Here is a 19299-nt window from a genome sequence, read left to right as displayed (position 1 = left end):
AGACCCGTCGCGCTGCCTGCCCCCTCCCTGAAAAGCCGGAGGGGGGAAGCCACGGTAAGGATTAGTCCCATGACCACACGCCCCTTCGATGCCGAGCAGTTCGTCCGCGACTACAGGAGTGGGACCGAGAAGCTCACCGCCGCCTATGGCTACAACCCTGCCGCGGAGCTCGATTCCTGCGGCGTCGGGCTCGTGGTCGCGCTGGACGGCAAGCGACGCCGCGATGTGGTCGCGGCGGGCATCGACGCGCTGAAGGCCGTGTGGCACCGCGGCGCAGTCGACGCCGACGGCAAGACCGGCGACGGCGCGGGCCTCCACGTCGAGATCCCGCAGGACTTCTTCAAGGAATATGTCCGCGACTCGAGCGGCGAGGTCCCTCAGGTCGGCCGCATCGCGGTCGGCATGGTGTTCCTGCCGCGCACCGACCTCGGCGCGCAGGAGCGCTGCCGCACCATCGTCGAGACCGAGATCCTGCGCTTCGGCCACACGATCCTGGGCTGGCGCCAGGTGCCGGTCGACATCTCCGTCATCGGCGCCAAGGCCAACGAGACGCGGCCCGAGATCGAGCAGATCCTGATCGGCCGCGGCGACGCGAAGCTCGACAACCGCGAGTTCGAAAAGCAGCTCTACATCCTGCGCCGGCGCATGGAGAAGGCAGCGCTGGCCGAGAACATCGCCGAGTTCTACGTCTGCTCACTCTCCTGCCGCTCGGTCGTCTACAAGGGCATGTTCCTCGCCGAGCATCTGTCGGCCTTCTATCCCGACCTGCTCGACGAGCGCTTCGTCTCGCGCTTCGCGATCTTCCACCAGCGCTATTCGACCAACACCTTCCCGCAATGGAAGCTGGCGCAGCCCTTCCGCGTCCTCGCCCACAATGGCGAGATCAACACCATCCTGGGCAACGTCAACTGGATGAAGAGCCACGAGGCCCGTCTCGAGCACGAGAATTTCGGCCGCTTCATCGAGGACCTGAAGCCGATCGTGCAGCCCGGCGCGTCCGACTCGTCGGCGCTCGACAACGTGTTCGAGCTGCTGGTGCGCGGCCATCGCAACCTGCCGATGGTCAAGACGATGATGATTCCCGAAGCCTCGGCCACGAACCCCAACGTGCCGGCCGAGCATCGCGCCATGTACAACTACGTGAACGGCGTCATGGAGCCGTGGGACGGGCCGGCCGCCATCGCCGCCGTCGCCGGCAAGTGGGCGCTGGTCGGGCTCGACCGCAACGGGCTGCGGCCCATGCGCTACGTGATGACGTCCGACAACCTGCTGATTGCCGGCTCGGAGGCCGGAATGGTGCCGCAGGAAGAGGCCAAGATCGTCGAGAAGGGCCGTCTCGGTCCCGGCGAGATGCTGGCGGTCGATATGGACCAGCCCAGGGTCTACAAGGACCGCGAGCTGAAGGACATGCTGGCCGCCACGCACGACTATGCGAGCTGGACGCAGCGCACGGTGGAGCTCGATTCGCTGATCCGGCAGGACGCGCCGGCCGCCGAGCATTTTCCCGCCGACGAATTGCGCCGCCGGCAGTTCGCGGCCGGCTGGTCGATCGAGGATCTCGAGGCGATCCTCCATCCCATGGTGGAGGACGGCAAGGAAGCCGTCGGCTCGATGGGCGACGACGCGCCGCTCGCGGTGCTGAGCGACACCTATCGCGGCATGCACCACTACTTCCGTCAGAACTTCAGCCAGGTGACGAACCCGCCGATCGACAGCTTGCGCGAGCGCAACGTGATGACGATCCGCACGCGGCTGGGCAATCTCGGCAACATCCTCGACGAGACGCCCGACCAGAGCGAGATGCTGTCGCTGCAATCGCCGATCGTGCTGAACGCCGAGTTCGAGGCGATGCGCAAGTACATGGGCGACACGGTGGCCCGTATCGACTGCACCTTCGATCCGAAAGGTGGCCTCGACGCGATGCGCCAGTCCTTCGAGCGCATCTGCAAGGAGGCCGAGGACGCCGTCCGCAGCGGCTGCCTGCACATCGTGCTGACCGACGCCAATATCGGCCCGGACCGGGCCGCGCTGCCGATGATCCTGGCGGCCGGCGCCGTGCACTCCTACCTGGTGCGCCAGTCGCTGCGCACCTTCACCTCGCTGAACGTGCGCTCGGGCGAATGCCTCGACGTGCACTATGTCGCCGTCATCATCGGCGTCGGCGCGACGACGGTGAACCCCTACCTCGCCGAGGAGACGATCGCGGCCCGTCATGCGCGCGGCCTGTTCGGCAAGCTGTCGCTCGGCCAGTGCCTCGCCAACTACAAGAAGGCGCTGGACGAGGGCCTTCTCAAGGTGATGTCCAAGATGGGCATCTCGGTTCTGTCGTCCTATCGCGGCGGCTGCAACTTCGAAGCGGTCGGCCTGTCGCGCTCGCTGGTGGCCGAGTTCTTCCCCGGCATGCCCTCGCGCATCTCCGGCATCGGACTGCGCGGCGTGCAGGAGGAGATCGCCGAACAGCATGCCCGCGCCTTCGACGAGGACGTGATCGCGCTGCCGATCGGCGGCTTCTACAAGGCGCGCCGCGGCGGCGACCGGCACAATTTCGAGGGCGCGCTGATCCACATGCTGCAGGACGCGGTGAACACCGGGTCCTATGCGAAGTACCGCAAGTACAGCGAGGCGGTGCGCCGCCAGCCGCCGATCAACCTGCGCGACCTCCTGGATTTCAAGCCCGACCGCGCGCCGGTCGCGCTCGACGACGTCGAGTCGATCACCGAACTGCGCAAGCGGCTGGTCGCGCCCGGCATTTCGCTCGGCGCTCTCGGCCCGGAGGCGCACGAGACGCTGTCGATCGCCATGAACCGCATCGGCGCCAAGTCCGACTCGGGTGAAGGCGGCGAGGATGCCGCGCGCTACCGGCCGCGGCCGAATGGCGACAACGCCTCCTCGGCCATCAAGCAGGTCGCATCCGGCCGATTCGGCGTCACCGCCGAGTACCTGAACAACTGCCGCGAGCTCGAGATCAAGGTGGCGCAGGGCGCCAAGCCCGGCGAAGGCGGCCAGCTTCCCGGCCTCAAGGTCACCGAGATGATCGCACGGCTGCGTCACTCGACGCCGGGCGTCACCCTGATCAGCCCGCCGCCGCACCACGACATCTACTCGATCGAGGATCTGGCGCAGCTCATCTACGACCTGAAGCAGATCAATCCCGAGGCGCGCGTCACCGTGAAGCTGGTCGCGCGCTCGGGCATCGGTACGATCGCGGCGGGCGTCGCCAAGGCCAAGGCCGACGTGATCCTGGTGTCGGGCCACAATGGCGGCACCGGTGCCTCGCCGCAGACCAGCATCAAGTATGCCGGCATCCCGTGGGAGATGGGCCTGTCGGAGGCGCACCAGGTGCTGACCCTGAACCGCCTGCGCGAGAAGGTGCTGCTGCGCACCGACGGCGGCATCAAGACCGGCCGCGACGTGGTGATCGCCGCCATGCTGGGCGCCGAGGAGTATGGGCTCGGCACGGCCTCGCTGATCGCCATGGGCTGCATCATGGTGCGGCAGTGCCATTCCAACACCTGTCCGGTGGGCGTCTGCACCCAGGATCCGAAGCTGCGCGAGAAGTTCGAGGGTTCGCCGGAGAAGGTGGTCAACCTGTTCAGCTTCGTCGCCGAGGAGGTGCGCGAGATCCTGGCGCAGCTCGGCTATCGGTCGCTGCTCGAGATCGTCGGCCGCTCCGACCTGCTGAAGCAGGTCGGCCGCGGCGCGCGCCATCTCGACGATCTCGACCTCAACCCGCTGCTGACGCGGGCCGATGGCGGTCGCGAGATCGTTCACTGCACGGTCGAGGGCCGCAACGAGGTACCCGACACGCTCGACGCGCAGATGCTGCGCGACGTGCAGCCGCTCTTCACGCACCGCGAGAAGATGCAGCTCCAGTACAGCGTGCGGAACACCCATCGCGCCGTCGGCACGCGCCTGGCCGCCATGATCACGCGCAAGTACGGCATGACCGGCCTGCCGCCCGACACGGTGACGGTCCTCCTGCGCGGCACCGCCGGGCAGTCGCTGGGCGCGTTCGCCGTGCAGGGCATGAAGCTCGAAGTGTTCGGCGACGCCAACGACTATGTCGGCAAGGGCCTGAGCGGCGGCACCATCGTGGTGAAGCCGACCGTCTCCAGCCCTCTCGTGCCGGAGGCCAACGCCATCATCGGCAATACCGTCCTGTACGGTGCGACGGCCGGCAAGCTCTTCGCGTCGGGCCGCGCCGGCGAGCGCTTCGCCGTGCGCAACTCGGGCGCCGATGCCGTGGTCGAGGGGTTGGGCTCGAACGGCTGCGAGTACATGACCGGCGGCACGGCGGTGATCCTGGGATCAGTCGGTGTCAATTTCGGCGCCGGCATGACCGGCGGCATGGCGTTCCTCTACGACCCGGAAGATGCCTTCAAGCTGAAGGTCAATCCCGAGACGGTGACGTGGCAGCGCATCGACCATCCGCACTGGGAGTCCGTGCTCAAGGCCCTGGTGGTCGAACACGTCGCCGAGACCAAGTCGCCGCTGGGCGCGCGCCTGCTGAACGACTGGACCCGCGAGGTCGAGCGCTTCTGGCAGGTGGTGCCAAAGGAAATGCTGACGCGCCTGCCGCAGCCGCTTAGCCTCGCTCAGGAAAAGCGCGCTTAATCGCGCCCCGAAGAGCAGACGGCAGGAGGAAACCTCCATGAGCGACGCGCGGCCCTCGCGCGTGGCGTGGCTGCAGCTCGGCCTCGTCGTCGTGCTGTTCGGCCTGGCCTGGCCGGTAATCCGGATCGGCCTGGGCGCCGGCACGCCGATCTGGCTGGCAGCGGCGCGCGCCACCCTGTCGGCGACGACGGCGTTCGTCCTGGTGGCGGCGCTAAAGCGGCTCGCCTGGCCCGGCCGCGCCGACTGGCCGATCATCCTGTCGGTCGGCGCGCTGCAACTCACCTGCTTCTTCGCCTTCGCCAATCTCGGCGTGCAGATCGTGCCACCGGGCCGTTCGGGCGTTCTGGCCTACACGACCATGCTCTGGATGGTGCCCCTCTCCTGGATGGTCGGCGAGAAAGTCGGAAGCCGGGCCTTCCTCGGCGCCATGCTGGGGGTCGCGGGCATCCTTGTGCTGGTCGATCCGCTGCGCTTCGACTGGAGCGACCGACGGGTAATGCTGGGCCACGGCTGGCTGCTGGCTGCGGGCTTCACCTGGGCGCTGGCCATCCTGCATGCCCGCCGCCACTCCTGGCGCATGTCGCCGCTCGACGTGCTGCCCTGGCAGATGGGCGTGGCCACGGTGCTGCTCTGGATCCTCGCCTTCGTCCTCGAACCCGCCGGCCATCTCGACCCGCGGCAGCCGTCGCTGTGGCTGTCCCTGCTCTATCTCGGCGTACTGGCCGGCCCGACGGCGACCTGGGCCGCCGTCTCGGTCGCGCGCGCCCTGCCGCCGGTCACCGGCTCGCTCGGCATGCTGGGCGTGCCGCTGCTCGCCATCGCCAGCTCGGTCGTGCTGGTGGGCGAGCCCGTCACCTGGCCGCTGGCGATCGGCACGGCGCTGGTGATCGCGGGAATTGCCATCGTGATCCTCGACAGGAACAATTGAGCCCATGTCCCTGATCGAAATCGAACGGCGTGACGCCGGCGCCGCCACAATCGCCGTCGTCCGTTTCAACAATCCGCCCAAGGGCTACATGAACGCCGCGATGGTCGGCGAACTCGACGCGGCGGTCGACGGGCTGCTGGCCGACGACACCGTGCGGGTGCTGGTCTTCACCGGCGCGCTGAAGGGCGTATTCATCGAGCACTATGACGTGTCCGAATTGCTGGCGCTGTCGGCGAAGCTGCGTGCCAAGGGCGCAACCTTCTCGCTCGACCGGCCCTCGCCCGAAAGCGCCTTTCACAAAATCCTGACCCGCCTCGAAGCCGCGCCCAAGCCGGCGATCGCCGCGATCAACGGCACGGCGATGGGCGGCGGCTTCGAGTTCGCCATGGCCTGCGACATCCGCCTGGCCGAGCGCGGCCCCTATTGGCTCGGCCAGCCCGAGATCAACATCGGCATCCTGGCCGGGGCCGGCGGCACGCAGCGCCTCGCGCGCCTGGTCGGCGAGGCGCGAGCCCTCGAACTGTCGCTGCTGGGCCGCACCGTGTCGCCCGACGAGGCGGCGAGCCTCGGCATGGTTCATGCCGCAGTCGACGGGCCGGTGCTGGACCATGCGCTCACCCTGGCCGGGCGCCTGGCCGCCCAGCCGCCGCGGGCGGTGGCGCACATCAAGCGGCTGGTCCGGTCGGCGGCTGAAACGCCTCTGTCACAAGGGCTGGCCAACGAACGGACGCTGTTCATGGACCTCGCCGTGAGCGACGATGGACACCGGCTGATGGGGGAATTCGTCGCGGGAAAGCGCAGCATCCGCGACTGATTGACAGGTCAGTGCGACGGCTTCCATATGCCGAGACCCCCAGCGACTACGGGCAGGCGAGGACGGAACACAGCGATGGCGAACAAGGTCTACAAGGATGCGAAGTCGGCGCTCGAGGGCCTGCTGCGCGACGATCTGATGCTGATGTGCGGCGGCTTCGGCCTGGTCGGCATTCCCGAGAGGCTGATCGGCGCGGTCCGCGACTCAGGCGTGAAGGGCCTCACCTGCGTCTCGAACAACGCCGGCATCGACGGCGCGGGCCTCGGCCTGCTGCTCGAGACCGGGCAGGTGAAGAAAATGATCAGCTCCTACGTGGGCGAGAACAAGACCTTCGCCAAGCTCTACCTCGAGGGCAAGCTGGAGCTCGAGTTCAACCCGCAGGGCACCCTGGCCGAGCGCTGCCGCGCCGGCGGCGCGGGTATCCCGGCCTTTTACACCAAGACCGGCGTCGGCACCCTGGTGGCCGAGGGCAAGGAGACCAAGGTCTTCGACGGCGAGGAATATGTGATGGAGCGCGGCCTGTTCGGCGACATCGCGCTGGTCAAGGCCTGGAAGGGCGACACGTCGGGAAACCTGATCTACCGGAAGGCCGCGCGGAACTTCAATCCGATGATGGCGACCGCCGCGAAGGTCTGCGTCGCCGAGGTCGAGGAGCTGGTGCCGGTCGGCGAGCTCGATCCGGATCACATCCACACACCGGCGGTCTTCGTGAAGCGCATCTTCTGCGGTGCGCCCTACAACAAGCAGATCGAACAGCGCACCATTCGCAAGGCTTGAGGAGAGAACGATGGCCTGGACCCGCGATCAGATGGCGGCACGCGCCGCCAAGGAACTGGAAGACGGCTTCTACGTGAACCTCGGCATCGGCATCCCGACGCTGGTGTCGAACTATGTGCCCGAGGATGTCGACATCACGCTGCAGAGCGAGAACGGCATGCTGGGCGTCGGCCCCTTCCCCTACGACAACGAGGTCGATGCCGACATCATCAATGCCGGCAAGCAGACCGTGACCGAGGTGAAGGGCACGTCCTATTTCAGCTCGGCCGACAGCTTCGCGATGATCCGCGGCGGCCATATCGACCTCTCCATCCTGGGCGCCATGGAAGTGGCGGAGAACGGCGACCTCGCCAACTGGATGATCCCGGGCAAGATGGTGAAGGGCATGGGCGGCGCCATGGACCTGGTCGCCGGCGTGAAGCGCGTGATCGTCACCATGGAGCATGTCTCCAAGGACGGCGCCTCGAAGCTGCTCGCCGAATGCACCCTGCCGCTGACCGGCCGCCGCGTGGTCGACATGGTGATCTCCGAACTGGGAGTCTTCACCGTCGACAAGAAGGGCAATGGCGGCGTCACGCTGATCGAACTCGCCGACGGCGTCACCGTCGACGAGGTCAAGGCGAAGACCAAGGCCAAGCTGTCGATCACGGCTGGATTGAAGGTTGAGTAGGGATCCAGCCCTACAATAGCTCCGTCATCTCGACCGGAGCGCCGAAGGCGCGGAGTGGAGAGATCTTCTCTCCACCAAAAGCCGTCAACTCGTTGAGAGAAGGTCTCTCCACTCCGCCTCGCTGCGCGAGGCTACGGTCGAGACGACGGGGTTACCACTTCGACAGATACTGCCTGATCGGTTCGGCGCCAGGATTGGTGTAGCGGCGATCCAGCACGACGCCCTTCGCGGTCGCGCCGGCGCCGTAGTAGAGCGCGTTCCAGTCGTTGTCGGCGTCGATGTAGGAGCCCTCGATCGAGGCGCCGGCGAACAGGCCCTGCGAGTTGGCGAAGGCCACGATGTCGGCGCCGCCGGCCGCCGTCGAGGCGCCCTCCAGGCCGATGCCGACCGCGACCATGGTCACGCCCGCTTCCGCGCCGAACTTGAACTTGTGGTCGATGACCGCCTGCAGACCCTTCTCGGTCCGGATGATGAACACGATCTCGGAGACCTTGCCGCCAACCTGCAGGCCGACGCTGCCGGAGCCCATGAGGTAGAAGGCCGGGTAACTCCAGTTGTTGGGCGAAGACCGGCCCAACAGCACGCCGCGGCCGCCGGCGGCGCCGAAGATGAACCCGCCCTGGACGAGTTCGGGAATGATCAGGACGCCGCGTGCATTGACCATCTGTCCGGCGGCATCGGGAAAGTCGGGACCGCCCAGGATTTTCCGGGCCGTGGCGAGACAGGAATCGACCAGCGACTGCCGCTTGGCATCGGCGCGGGCCGGCTGGGACACGAGGAACGGCGCGGCGAACGCGGCCGCAGCCCCCGAAAGGACGGTTCGGCGATCGAGCTTCATTTATGGCTCCGTTTGGCTGGCGACCGACGCCGGGGAGCGCCTGGATGGTCACAACGGCCGAACCATACCACGTTTCGCCGCCGGGTTGAGGAGCCTCAGCGCGGCCGGGCCGGCCGGTCCTTCATGGTCAGGGGGAGGCCCGCTGCCATCAGGATCACCCGGTCGGCGCGCTCGGCAATGCGCATATTCAGCCGGCCCATCGCGTCCCGGAAGGTCCGGCCGAGCGGGGTCTCGGGCACGATGCCGAGGCCCACTTCGTTGCTCACGAACACCACCGGCTGGTTGTGATCATCGAGTGACCGCACCAGCTCGTCGGTCGCCTGGTCGACGTCCTCGCCGGCATGCATGAGGTTCGAGAGCCAGAGGGTGAGGCAGTCGACCAGCATCGGCTGGCCCCTGCTGGCCGCCTGCTCCAGCACCTCGGCGAGCTTCAGCGGCTCCTCGATCGTGGTCCAGACGGCGCCGCGGCGGGTGCGGTGGGCCATGATCCGGGTCGCCATCTCGACGTCGCCCGGCTCGGCGGTGGCGATATAGACCGCCGGCCGTGGCGCCCCGCCATGCAGGGTACCCGTCACCAGGCGCTCGGCATGGGTGCTCTTGCCCGAGCGCGCGCCGCCGAGGACGAGCGTCACCGGCGGCAGCGGGAAGGTCGAGATATGTTCCATCAGCCGGGCCGGGCGCTCACCAGCCAGCAGCCGCCCGGCAGCGACACGCCGTCCTTCGTGGCGTGCGGCGCCAGCGCCTCGACGATGGCGGCCTTGGCCCGGGCGGCCGCCGCCGGCTCGGCCTCGGCCAGCGGCCGGGCCAGCGGGCCGAAGCGGCCGGCATTGACCACGACATCGGCCGGGTCGCGGCCCATCCAGATCTCGACGTCGAGCGGCTCGATCGCGAGGCCGGTAAAGCCCGCCCCCTTCAGGATACGCTCGACCCGGGCACGGTCGCCGAAGGCGAACTGGCCGGGATCCTCTGGACCGGGCCGTGGCGGCAGCGTCAGAAACGGCGCAGCCGCCTTCACCGGCGCGAGGCTCCAGGGATTCTCCGGCGCGCTGCGCCAGCAGACGAAGGCCAGCCGGCCCGACGGCCTCAGGGCACGCCGTAGGTTGGTGAAGGCGGCGACCGGATCGGCGAAGAACATGACACCGAAGCGCGAGAAGATCAGGTCGGCGGACGCCCGCTCGAAGGGATGCGCGCCGGCATCGGCCACCACGAAGGTCGCGTTGGAGAGCCGCCGTGTCAGGGCGGCGTCGATCAGCACCCGGGAAATGTCGACGCCCAGCACGTGACCCGCGAGTCCGACCGAGGCCGCCAGCGCCGCCGTCGTGGTGCCGGGGCCGCAGCCCACGTCGATCGCCTTTTCACCGGGCTGCGCGTTCGCCAGCGCCAGCGCGTCTCGGGTGATCCCGGCCATCAGATGGTCGAGCCGCGCCTGCGCCTTCAACCAGTTCTGCCCGCCCGCACCGTTCCAGTGGGCCGCCTGTTCGGCCGCCAGCTCGACGGTGGACTTCGCGGCCGCCGTCACGCAGGCCCGCCGGCATGGGCCAGCACGATCTCGCGCGGCATGTAGTTCACGAAGGCCACGCGCCAGGCATGCTGGGGATCGGCCTGCTCGAAATGCTCGATGAGCGTGATCGAGACATTGTCGATCTCGAAACGCACCGCCGCCTCGGGATGGAGGTCGAAGGCATGCGCCAGCGCGGCGCGGATCGTGCCGCCATGCGCCGTCGCCACGATGTCGCGGCCTTTGTGTTCGGCGGTCAGCCGGTCGATGCTGCGCACCGTGCGCTCGCGCAGGTCGACGAAGCTCTCGCCGCCCTCGGGCCGGAATTCCGGCGGCCCCAGCCAGAACAGATGGTTGTTGGCGTGGTTCTCGGCGATCTCGACATAGGTCAGTCCCTGCCACGAGCCGAAATGCTGCTCGGCGAGGTCGGGATCGATGTTGAGCGTGTCCATCTCCGCCCCTGCCTTGGCGAGCGTTTCGGCCGTCTTGCGTGCGCGCAGCAGGTTGGAGGCGTACCAGACCGCGCCCTTGGGCAGAAGCTTCGCCTGGTGACGGAACAGCGCCTCGTTGCTCACGTCGCAATCCATGTCGGACTGGCCGTAGCAACGGCGCTCCGGATTGGGCACCGGCGCGTGCCGCACCCACCACCACCGCGTCACCGCTCCCGTGATCTTGGCGCCCGTCGCCATGCTCTTCCTCCGCTGGACTCTTACGCGGAGGCTTTCTTAGCCGCCGATGAACAGCGCCGCCACCACGAGGAAGACGACCTCCGCCTTCTGCTGCACGGCGCCCAAAGTGTCGCCGGTGTAGCCGCCGAGCCGCCTGGCGATCCAGTGCGAGGCGAACCAGGCGGAGGCGAGGACGGCGAGCGGCGCCAGGATCGCGACGAACAGGCCCTTGCCGAGCATCAGCAGGAACGCCAGCCCCGCGCCGATGCCGATGGTGATCCAGACATCGTTGTCGGTCGGCTTGCCCACGGTCGCGCCCAGCCCGTCGGCATGGACGGGCGAGAAGGCCAGCAGCGGATAGGCGAGCACGGCGCGCGACAGCGCGTGGGCCGAGATCAGCACCACCAGCCCGGTGGCGGCGCCGAACTGCGCGAGGCAGGCAACCTTGATCAGCACCGTGAGCGCCAGCGCCAGCACGCCGAACGTGCCGTTGCGGCTGTCGCGCATGATCTCGAGGCGCCGCGCCGGCTCCAGCGCATGCGGCCCCAGCCCGTCGGCGGTGTCGGCCAATCCATCTTCGTGCAGGGCGCGCGTCAGGATCACGGCGGCGCCGACGGCCAGCACGGCCGCCAGCCAGCCCGGCCCCGCGATGCCGCGCACGATGGCGAAGACCAGCCCGGAAGCCAGCCCGATCGCCGCGCCGACGAAGGGCAGCACCGGCAGGACGTCGGCCAGTGGCCAGCGCGGCAGGCCGACATCGAGCTTCAGCCCGGTGAAGAACGTCATCTGCTCCTTGAAGGCCTGCAGCCATTCGTCGAACGACGCCGGGCGGTGGGCGCCGCCGCCGAAGGAGGAAGAGGAGGGCTCGTGGGGACTGGTCATGGTGCCCCGAATATAGGATGGTCCGGCCCCTTCCAGAATGCCCCCGGACAAACAATGTCGGCTGCCTCCTTCGATGAAATGCGCCGGATCCTGCGCGACCTGCCGGGACCCGATCTCACCGCCCAGACCGAGGTGGTCCGCCGCCAGGCCGAACTGACCAAGCCGCCGGGCTCGCTCGGCCGGCTCGAGGAGATCGCGGAGTGGCTGGCCTGCTGGCAGGGCCGCGCCCAGCCGCGGGTCGAGCGGCCGCGCATCGCGGTTTTCGCCGGCACCCATGGCGTCGCCGCCCGCGGCGTCTCGGCCTATCCGCCCGAAGTCACGCAGCAGATGGTGAAGAACTTCCTGAACGGCGGCGCCGCCATCAACCAGCTCGCCGCCGCGATCGACGCCGACCTGCGCATCTACGAGCTCGACCTCGACCATCCCACCGCCGACTTCACGCGAGGGCCGGCGATGGACGAGACGCGGGCGGCCAACGCCATGGCCTACGGCATGATGGCGGCCGAACCCGGCATCGACGTGATGTGCCTCGGTGAAATGGGCATCGCCAATACGACGGCCGCCGCCACGCTCTGCGCCGCACTCTTTGGCGGCAGCGGCGCCGACTGGGCCGGGCCCGGCACCGGCGTCTCCGGCAAGGCGCTGGCGCACAAGGTCGCGGTGATCGACGAGGCGCTGGCCTTCCACAAGGACGCGATCGCCCGCCGCGATCCGCTCGAACTGCTGGCCGCGGTCGGCGGCGAGGAATTCGCGGCCCTGACCGGCGCCATCGTGGCCGCCCGCATGGGCCGCATCCCGGTGCTGCTCGACGGCTTCGCCTGCACCGCCGCCGCCGCGGTGCTGCGCGCCGTCGACCGCCGCGCCCTCGACCATTGCCTGGTCGCGCACCGCTCGGCCGAGCCCGGCCACACGCGCCTGCTCGCCGAACTCGGCCTGCGCCCGCTGTTCGACCTCGACATGCGCCTGGGCGAAGCCTCGGCCGCCGCGCTCGCCGTGCCACTGCTCAAGGCCGCCGCCGCCTGCCACAACGGCATGGCGACCTTCGCGGAGGCCGGCGTATCCTCGAAGGATGCGTAGACGCACCCTGCTCGCGGGACTCCCGCTTCTCGCTCTTGCCTCCGAAGCCTTCGCCCATCCGCCGCGCCAGCCCGATTCGGCGGAAGCGAAGAAGTTCATCCAGGAAGTCACCGACTTCCGCGCGAAACTCGCGAAGGCCGTACGCGCCAAAGACCTCGCCGCCCTGCGCGCACTCTACGCCGACGGCTTCACACACACGACCGAGACCGGAAAACTCGAAACTAGGGACGCCCGCCTCGCCGCCGCGATGGCCGGCGAGCCCATGATCGAAGCCGCCCCCGCCTCCGACCTCGTCTTCCGAGTCTTCACCGGCCCGACCGTGATCGTCACCGGCACGAGCCCGATCCTGAACGTTGCCGACCAGAAGACCTACGATGTCCGTTGGGTCTCAGTGTACGTGACGGCGAAAGACGGGTGGGAGCTGGCGGTGAGTCAGGCGACGCAGTTGGCGTAACCTCAGCGGATATCGTCGTCAGAAAGCAGGCTGCGGACTCGTAGTCGACGGTCGACGAACCAAAACGCGATAGCGCCGATAGCCGCCGACACGATCAAAACGAAAGCCATGCGAATACACCGTTCCTCGAACGTCGGTGGGAAATCGCTGAGATCGTCGTACAGCAGAAGCCATGCAGCTAGACAAAGTAGTGTTCCGTGCTTTCTCTAAATCATAAGCCAGATTTAGATTTATCCAGATGGCTCTTGGTCATTAGCAATAAATCGGACCGCACATCTGTCGACATCGCTTCGCGCCGCTCGCTTGATCGACCCAATAGGAAATTTGGGCGGAAACAATGGATCTTCTCAAAACCCTGTCGGCGCGGCCGTCTCTTGATACAAGGAGACGTGCCTAGCACGTCGTCTCGAAGGATGGGCAACAGGCGTGGCGCTCGTGCCCACCCTTCGAGACGCGCTCCTGCGAAGCGCTCCTCAGGGTGAGGTCGTTGTTGAAGCAAAAAGCCCGCCACGGCTTTCACCGGGCGGGCTTTCTCTTTTCAGGTACCGCGGCTCAGGCGTGGAGGCCGAAGCGGTCGAGGTTCATGACCTTGGTCCAGGCGGCGACGAAGTCGTTCACGAACTTCTCCTTCGCATCGGACTGGGCATAGACCTCGGCGAGCGCGCGGAGCTGGCTGTGCGAGCCGAAGATCAGGTCAATCCTCGTGCCGGTCCACTTCACGGCGCCGGACTTGCGGTCGCGGCCCTCGTAGACGCCGTCATCGCCGGCGACCGGCTGCCACTCGGTCGCCATGTCGAGCAGGTTGACGAAGAAGTCGGTGCTGAGCGTCTCCTTCCTGTCGGTGAAGACGCCGTGCGTCGAGCCACCGACATTGGCGCCCAGCATGCGCAGGCCGCCGACCAGCACCGTCATCTCGGGCGCGGTCAGGGTCAGGCGCTGGGCGTGGTCGACCAGACGTTCCTCCGGCGACTGCGCCATCTTCGTGCCGACGAAGTTGCGGAAGCCGTCGGCGGTCGGCTCGAGCGGCGCGAAGGAGTGCGCGTCGGTCTGTTCCTGCGAGGCGTCCGTGCGGCCCGGCGTGAAGGGGACCTTCACGTCATGGCCGGCGGCCTTCGCCGCCTTCTCGACGGCGGCGACACCGCCCAGCACGATCAGGTCGGCCAGCGAGACCTTCATGCCGCCCGTCACCGAGGCGTTGAACTCGGCCTGCACCGCTTCGAGCTTCTGCAGCACCGAGGAGAGCTCGGCCGGCTGGTTGACCGCCCAGTCCTTCTGAGGTGCCAGGCGGATGCGCGCGCCGTTGGCGCCACCGCGCTTGTCGGCGCCGCGGAAGGTCGCGGCCGAGGCCCACGCGGTCGTGACGAGCTGCGACACGGTGAGGCCCGACGCCAGCAGCTTCGCCTTGAGGGACTCGATCTCGGCCTCGCCAACCAGCGGATGGTCGACGGCAGGGATCGGGTCCTGCCAGATCAGGTGTTCCTTCGGCACGAGCGGGCCGAGGTAGCGCGCGATCGGACCCATGTCGCGGTGCGTGAGCTTGAACCAGGCCCGCGCGAAGGCATCGGCGAACTGGTCGGGGTTCTCGTAGAAGCGCCGCGAGATCTTCTCGTAGGCCGGGTCGAAGCGCAGCGACAGGTCGGTGGTCAGCATCGTCGGCAGGCGACGCTTCGACGGGTCGGACGGGTCCGCCGGATCGGGCACGGTCGCCTGGGCGTTCTTGGCGACCCACTGATGGGCGCCGGCCGGGCTCTTGGTCAGCTCCCAGTCGTAGCCGAACAGGTTCCAGAAGAAGTTGCTGCTCCACTTGGTCGGCGTCGAGGTCCAGGTGACTTCGAGGCCGCTGCCGATCGCGTCATGGCCCTTGCCGGTACCGAAGCTGCTCTTCCAGCCCAGCCCCTGCTGCTCGATCGGCGCGGCTTCCGGCTCCGGCCCGACCAAGGCGGCATCACCGGCGCCGTGGGTTTTGCCGAAGGTGTGGCCGCCGGCGATCAGCGCCACCGTCTCCTCGTCGTCCATCGCCATGCGCGCGAAGGTCTCGCGGATGTCGCGCGCCGCGGCGACCGGATCGGGGTTGCCGTTGGGGCCCTCGGGATTGACGTAGATGAGGCCCATCTGCACCGCGCCCAGCGAGCCCTGGAGCTGGCGGTCGCCGCTGTAGCGCTCGTCGGCCAGCCATTTGCCCTCGGGGCCCCAGTAGATGTCCTGCTCGGGCTCCCAGGTGTCGGCGCGGCCGCCGCCGAAGCCGAAGGTCTTGAAGCCCATCGATTCCAGCGCGACGTTGCCGGTGAGGATCAGCAGGTCGGCCCAGGAGAGCTTGTTTCCGTACTTCTGCTTGATCGGCCAGAGCAGGCGGCGCGCCTTGTCGAGATTGACGTTGTCGGGCCACGAATTCAGCGGGGCGAAGCGCTGCTGGCCGCCGCCGGCGCCGCCCCTGCCGTCACCGACGCGATAGGTGCCGGCGCTGTGCCAGGCCATGCGGATGAAGAACGGGCCGTAATGGCCGAAGTCGGCCGGCCACCAATCCTGCGAATCGGTCATCAGGGCCTTCAGGTCCTTGATGACGGCATCGAGGTCGAGGCTCTTGAACGCCTTGGCGTAGTCGAAGGCCTCGCCCATCGGGTTGGAGAGCGGGGAATGTTGGTGCAGGACCTGCAGGTCGAGCTGGTTGGGCCACCAGTCGCGGTTCGAAGGTCCCTTGGGGGCGCCGCTGAAAGGGCACTTGCTCTCGGTCGTCATCGTCCATCCCTCATGTTCTAGGCTCGCGGCCTAAATTTAGAACGATTCTAAATTAGAAGTCACGTTCTTTGTCGAACGGACTTGAGTTTCGAACGGGTGGGACGGGGGCGCCACCTATCCTTTGGCATGGTTCTCGCGTCTGCGGCGGCAACGACCACAAGGAAGACAGGGACCTTCGTCATGATTCTCGCCAAGAAAGCCGTTCTGGGAACCGTCGCGCTGCTGGCCTCGCTGGCCGCGACCCCGGTTCTGGCGCAGGGCACGCTGCGCATCGGCATGACCGCCTCCGACATTCCGCTGACCACCGGCCAGACCGATCAGGGCGGCGAAGGCATGCGGTTCATGGGCTACACGCTCTATGACGGGCTGATCAATTGGGACCTGTCCTCGGCCGACAAGGCCTCGGTGCTGGTGCCGGGCCTCGCCACCTCGTGGAAGGTCGACGAGGCCGATCCGACCCGCTGGACCTTCACCCTGCGCGACGGCGTGAAGTTCCACGACGGCAGCGACTTCAAGGCCGACGCCGTGGTCTGGAACCTCGAGAAGCTGCTGAACGAGAAGGCGCCGCAGTTCGACCCCAAGCAGGCGGCGCAGGGCCGCTCGCGCATTCCCGCCGTCGCCTCCTACAAGGTGATCGACGACCGGACGGTCGAGATCACGACCAAGACGCCCGACGCCTTCCTGCCCTACCAGATCTCCTGGGTGATGATGTCGAGCCCGGCCCAGTGGGAGAAGGTCGGCAAGGACTGGAACAAGTTCGCGCAGACGCCGTCGGGCACCGGCCCGTGGAAGCTGACGGCCTTCCAGCCGCAGACCCGCGCCGAGCTGTCGCCGAACAAGGACTATTGGGACAAGGCGCGCGTACCGAAGCTCGACAAGATGGTGCTGCTGCCGATCCCTGAGCCCGCGACCCGCACGGCGGCGCTGCGTTCGGGTCAGGTCGACTGGATCGAGGCGCCCTCGCCCGACGCGATCCCCAGCCTGGAGAAGGCCGGCTTCAAGCTGATCAGCAACGCCTATCCTCACAACTGGACCTGGCACCTCTCCTTCGCCGACGGCTCGCCGTGGAAGGACATCCGCGTCCGCAAGGCGGCCAACCTCGCCGTCGACCGCGAGGGGCTGAAGGTGCTGCTGAAGGGCATGATGATCCCGGCCAAGGGCTTCCTCACGCCGGGCAGCCAGTGGTTCGGCAATCCGAGCTTCGACGTGAAGTACGATCCGGAGGCGGCGAAGAAGCTGCTGGCCGAGGCGGGCTTCAGCAAGGCCAAGCCGGTGACGGCGAAGGTGCTGATCTCGAGCTCCGGCTCGGGCCAGATGCTGCCGCTGCCGATGAACGAGTACATCCAGCAGAACCTGGCGGACGTCGGCATCAAGATCGAATTCGAGGTCGCCGAGTGGAACACGCTGATCAACCTGTGGCGGGCCGGCGCCAAGTCGGATCAGGCCAAGGGCGCCAGCGCGCTGAACTTCAGTTACTTCATCCAGGACCCGTTCACCGCCTTCATCCGCCATCTCGATTCGAAGCTGGTGGCGCCCAACGGCACCAACTGGGGCTTCTACCAGGACCCGGGCATGGACGCCCTGCTGGAGAAGGCGCGCACGACCTTCGACCAGAAGGCGCAGGACGAGGCGCTGAAGAAGGTCCACGAGAAGATCGTCGACGACGCGCTGTTCCTGTTCGTGACGCATGACGTGGCGCCACGCGCCCTGTCACCCAAGGTCACGGGCTTCATCCAGGCCCAGAACTGGTTCCAGGACTTCTCGCCGATCACGATGAAGTAGAAAGCGGGACTTCAAGAGCATCACAAACACTTGGCCTCATCCCGAGGAGGTCGCCCCTCGAGTACCTCGGGGTAAACTCCACGACCGTCTCGAAGGATGGGCAACAGGCGTGGTGCTCGTGCCGACCCTTCGAGACGCACCGCTACGCGGTGCTCCTCAGGGTGAGGCCATATTTGTTTGAGCGGCCTTACGCCCGCACCCGGTCCCACCAGTCGCGGGTGCGATACCAGGCGCCGACGAAGGGCAGAACCCATTCGGGGTTGCCGTTGTAGAAGGGGACGGTCGGGAAATCCTGGCCGTCGAAGGCGTTGACCGGCGCGTTCGAGCCGCCGGCGATCTTCCGCGCCGTCTGGTAGCCGAGATAGGACATCATTGCGACGCCCGAGCCGTTGCAGGCCATCAGATAGTGCATGCCCTGCTCCATGCCCATGTGCGGCAGGAAGTCGAAAGCGAAGGCCACGTTGCCGGTCCAGGCATGGGTCACCTTCACGCCCTTGAGCTGCGGCCAGCGCTCCAGCATGTAGCCGTGCAGCACCGGCGCGCTGACCTCGGGCGTCACCTGGGTGAAGCGGGCGCGACCGCCGAAGATCACGCGCTTGTTGTCGGGCGACTGGCGGTAATAGCAGAGCACCCGTTTGGTGTCGGAGACGACGCGGTTCTTTGGGATCAGGCTCTGCACCAGGTCCTCGGGCAGCTCCTCGGTCGCGATGATGTGGCTGGCGACCGGCACCAGCTTGCGCCGCAGCGTCGGCGTCAGCTCGGTCGTGTAGCCGTTGGTGGCGATCACCACCTCGCGCGCCTCGATCGGGCCCTTGCTGGTCAGCACGCGGAACCCACCCGGCTTACGCTCGATCTTCTCGGCATCGCAGTTGGCGCAGAGTTTCGCGCCGGCACGGTGCGCCGCCTTGAGCAGGCCGCCATAGTAGAGCGCGGGGTGGAGCTGGCCGGTGCGCTCCACGACCATGCCGCCGTAGTAGTAGTCGGAGGCGATCTCCTCGCGCTGGCGCTCGCGCGGCACCATGTAGGTGCCGAGCGCCGCCTGCTCGTTGTAGGTCGCGACCTTGGCCTGCTGTTCGGCGAAGTGCCGGGGCGTATAGGCGCCGCTGAAGCGGCCGTTCATGCGCCAGAAGCATTCGATGCCCTCGCGCTGGATCACCGTCTCGACCTGGCTCAATGAATCGGCGGCATCGCTCAGCATGCGCGCCATCACCTTCTTCCAGGCCTCGGGATCGCCGCCGACGCCCTTGCCGGAGAAGCCCTTGCCCATGGTCGTGCCGCCGCTCACGCCGCCGCCGTTGCGGGTCGAGGCACCGACGCCGAAATCGCCGCGCTCCAGCACGGTCACGTCGACGCCCGAGCGCGCCAGCTCGAGTCCCGTCGACAGTCCGCCATAGCCCGCGCCCACCACCAGTACGTCGGTCTTGAGCGGGGGGTCCTGGCTCAGCTCGTTGGAGGGATGCCACCACTCCCACCACCAGGGCGTCGCCTTGAAATCCTTGTGGAAGACGCTGTCGGCCATCACTTACTCCTTGGCCCATCCTTCGAGACGCGGTCCTTCGGA

At 67.7% G+C, this 19299-nt stretch carries 15 protein-coding genes; 8 read left to right on the top strand and 7 right to left on the bottom strand.

Annotated features, from left to right (window positions below):
* The first annotated feature begins 69 nt into the window (after nt 1-69).
* The 5 genes from gltB (at nt 70) to Q0Q48_RS04790 (ending at nt 7803) form a co-directional block, all read left to right on the top strand.
* Nucleotides 70-4614 (top strand): glutamate synthase large subunit, encoded by a 4545-nt coding sequence (gene gltB / locus Q0Q48_RS04810; RefSeq protein ID WP_295134797.1) that lies wholly within the window; start codon nt 70-72, stop codon nt 4612-4614.
* 37 nt (nt 4615-4651) lie between these two features.
* The gene (locus tag Q0Q48_RS04805; protein ID WP_295134794.1) at nt 4652-5542 is read left to right on the top strand and encodes a DMT family transporter; all 891 of its coding nucleotides are present in this window, start codon (nt 4652-4654) and stop codon (nt 5540-5542) included.
* Nucleotides 5543-5546: 4 nt separating this feature from the next.
* Nucleotides 5547-6356, top strand: coding sequence for an enoyl-CoA hydratase/isomerase family protein (locus tag Q0Q48_RS04800; RefSeq protein ID WP_295134791.1), 810 nt, complete (start codon nt 5547-5549; stop codon nt 6354-6356).
* Between the two features lie 75 nt (nt 6357-6431).
* Nucleotides 6432-7133 (top strand): CoA transferase subunit A, encoded by a 702-nt coding sequence (locus tag Q0Q48_RS04795; protein WP_295134788.1) that lies wholly within the window; start codon nt 6432-6434, stop codon nt 7131-7133.
* A 10-nt stretch (nt 7134-7143) separates the two neighbouring features.
* Complete coding sequence (locus Q0Q48_RS04790) at nt 7144-7803, top strand: CoA transferase subunit B (protein ID WP_295134785.1); 660 nt, start codon at nt 7144-7146, stop codon at nt 7801-7803.
* Nucleotides 7804-7954: 151 nt separating this feature from the next.
* Here the strand turns inward: Q0Q48_RS04790 and Q0Q48_RS04785 are convergent, their stop codons facing one another.
* The 5 genes from Q0Q48_RS04785 to cobS all read right to left on the bottom strand — a co-directional run bounded on the left by Q0Q48_RS04785 (nt 7955) and on the right by cobS (nt 11689).
* The gene (locus Q0Q48_RS04785) at nt 7955-8641 is read right to left on the bottom strand and encodes a lipid-binding SYLF domain-containing protein (RefSeq protein ID WP_295134782.1); all 687 of its coding nucleotides are present in this window, start codon (nt 8639-8641) and stop codon (nt 7955-7957) included.
* A 95-nt stretch (nt 8642-8736) separates the two neighbouring features.
* On the bottom strand, nt 8737-9306 hold the full coding sequence (cobU, locus tag Q0Q48_RS04780) for a bifunctional adenosylcobinamide kinase/adenosylcobinamide-phosphate guanylyltransferase (protein ID WP_295134779.1): 570 nt from the start codon (nt 9304-9306) through the stop codon (nt 8737-8739).
* Nucleotides 9306-10160: a class I SAM-dependent methyltransferase gene (locus Q0Q48_RS04775; protein WP_295134776.1), complete on the bottom strand. Its 855-nt coding sequence runs from the start codon at nt 10158-10160 to the stop codon at nt 9306-9308. Before Q0Q48_RS04775 ends, cobU begins: the two co-directional genes overlap by 1 nt.
* Nucleotides 10157-10828 carry a histidine phosphatase family protein gene (locus Q0Q48_RS04770; RefSeq protein WP_295134773.1) on the bottom strand — a complete coding sequence of 224 codons (672 nt, stop codon included), beginning with the start codon at nt 10826-10828 and terminating at the stop codon, nt 10157-10159. The genes Q0Q48_RS04775 and Q0Q48_RS04770 overlap by 4 nt, the downstream gene beginning before the upstream one ends.
* Before the next feature lie 36 nt (nt 10829-10864).
* Nucleotides 10865-11689, bottom strand: a complete 825-nt coding sequence (gene cobS / locus Q0Q48_RS04765; RefSeq protein WP_295134770.1) for an adenosylcobinamide-GDP ribazoletransferase — start codon at nt 11687-11689, stop codon at nt 10865-10867.
* 54 nt (nt 11690-11743) lie between these two features.
* Here cobS and cobT point away from each other — a divergent pair, with 54 nt between their 5' ends.
* Entirely contained in the window at nt 11744-12766 is a 1023-nt protein-coding gene (gene cobT / locus Q0Q48_RS04760) for a nicotinate-nucleotide--dimethylbenzimidazole phosphoribosyltransferase (protein ID WP_295134767.1), read from the top strand.
* On the top strand, nt 12759-13220 hold the full coding sequence (locus tag Q0Q48_RS04755; protein WP_295134764.1) for a nuclear transport factor 2 family protein: 462 nt from the start codon (nt 12759-12761) through the stop codon (nt 13218-13220). The genes cobT and Q0Q48_RS04755 overlap by 8 nt, the downstream gene beginning before the upstream one ends.
* 552 nt (nt 13221-13772) lie before the next feature.
* Here the strand turns inward: Q0Q48_RS04755 and katG are convergent.
* Nucleotides 13773-15956 (bottom strand): catalase/peroxidase HPI, encoded by a 2184-nt coding sequence (katG, locus tag Q0Q48_RS04750; RefSeq protein ID WP_295134761.1) that lies wholly within the window; start codon nt 15954-15956, stop codon nt 13773-13775.
* Between the two features lie 180 nt (nt 15957-16136).
* On the opposite strand from katG, the gene Q0Q48_RS04745 reads away from it, so the two are divergent.
* Nucleotides 16137-17738 carry an ABC transporter substrate-binding protein gene (locus Q0Q48_RS04745; protein WP_295134758.1) on the top strand — a complete coding sequence of 534 codons (1602 nt, stop codon included), beginning with the start codon at nt 16137-16139 and terminating at the stop codon, nt 17736-17738.
* A 187-nt stretch (nt 17739-17925) separates the two neighbouring features.
* Here Q0Q48_RS04745 and Q0Q48_RS04740 read toward each other — a convergent pair whose 3' ends face one another.
* The gene (locus tag Q0Q48_RS04740) at nt 17926-19257 is read right to left on the bottom strand and encodes an FAD-binding oxidoreductase (RefSeq protein WP_295134755.1); all 1332 of its coding nucleotides are present in this window, start codon (nt 19255-19257) and stop codon (nt 17926-17928) included.
* Between the last annotated feature and the right edge of the window lie 42 nt (nt 19258-19299).

This window comes from uncultured Reyranella sp., assembly GCF_945957355.1.
GTDB lineage: Bacteria > Pseudomonadota > Alphaproteobacteria > Reyranellales > Reyranellaceae > Reyranella.
The sequence above is the reverse complement of the archived record's forward strand: the minus strand, read 5'-3'. Positions and strand labels throughout refer to the sequence as shown.

Bases quoted from the DNA above. Each gene is read 5' to 3' on its own strand.
- gltB (WP_295134797.1), top strand. From the start codon at position 70: ATGACCACACGCCCCTTCGATGCCGAGCAGTTCGTCCGCGACTACAGG.
- Q0Q48_RS04805 (WP_295134794.1), top strand. From the start codon at position 4,652: ATGAGCGACGCGCGGCCCTCGCGCGTGGCGTGGCTGCAGCTCGGCCTC.
- Q0Q48_RS04800 (WP_295134791.1), top strand. From the start codon at position 5,547: ATGTCCCTGATCGAAATCGAACGGCGTGACGCCGGCGCCGCCACAATC.
- Q0Q48_RS04795 (WP_295134788.1), top strand. From the start codon at position 6,432: ATGGCGAACAAGGTCTACAAGGATGCGAAGTCGGCGCTCGAGGGCCTG.
- Q0Q48_RS04790 (WP_295134785.1), top strand. From the start codon at position 7,144: ATGGCCTGGACCCGCGATCAGATGGCGGCACGCGCCGCCAAGGAACTG.
- Q0Q48_RS04785 (WP_295134782.1), bottom strand. From the start codon at position 8,641: ATGAAGCTCGATCGCCGAACCGTCCTTTCGGGGGCTGCGGCCGCGTTC.
- cobU (WP_295134779.1), bottom strand. From the start codon at position 9,306: ATGGAACATATCTCGACCTTCCCGCTGCCGCCGGTGACGCTCGTCCTC.
- Q0Q48_RS04770 (WP_295134773.1), bottom strand. From the start codon at position 10,828: ATGGCGACGGGCGCCAAGATCACGGGAGCGGTGACGCGGTGGTGGTGG.
- cobS (WP_295134770.1), bottom strand. From the start codon at position 11,689: ATGACCAGTCCCCACGAGCCCTCCTCTTCCTCCTTCGGCGGCGGCGCC.
- cobT (WP_295134767.1), top strand. From the start codon at position 11,744: ATGTCGGCTGCCTCCTTCGATGAAATGCGCCGGATCCTGCGCGACCTG.
- Q0Q48_RS04755 (WP_295134764.1), top strand. From the start codon at position 12,759: ATGCGTAGACGCACCCTGCTCGCGGGACTCCCGCTTCTCGCTCTTGCC.
- katG (WP_295134761.1), bottom strand. From the start codon at position 15,956: ATGACGACCGAGAGCAAGTGCCCTTTCAGCGGCGCCCCCAAGGGACCT.
- Q0Q48_RS04745 (WP_295134758.1), top strand. From the start codon at position 16,137: ATGATTCTCGCCAAGAAAGCCGTTCTGGGAACCGTCGCGCTGCTGGCC.
- Q0Q48_RS04740 (WP_295134755.1), bottom strand. From the start codon at position 19,257: ATGGCCGACAGCGTCTTCCACAAGGATTTCAAGGCGACGCCCTGGTGG.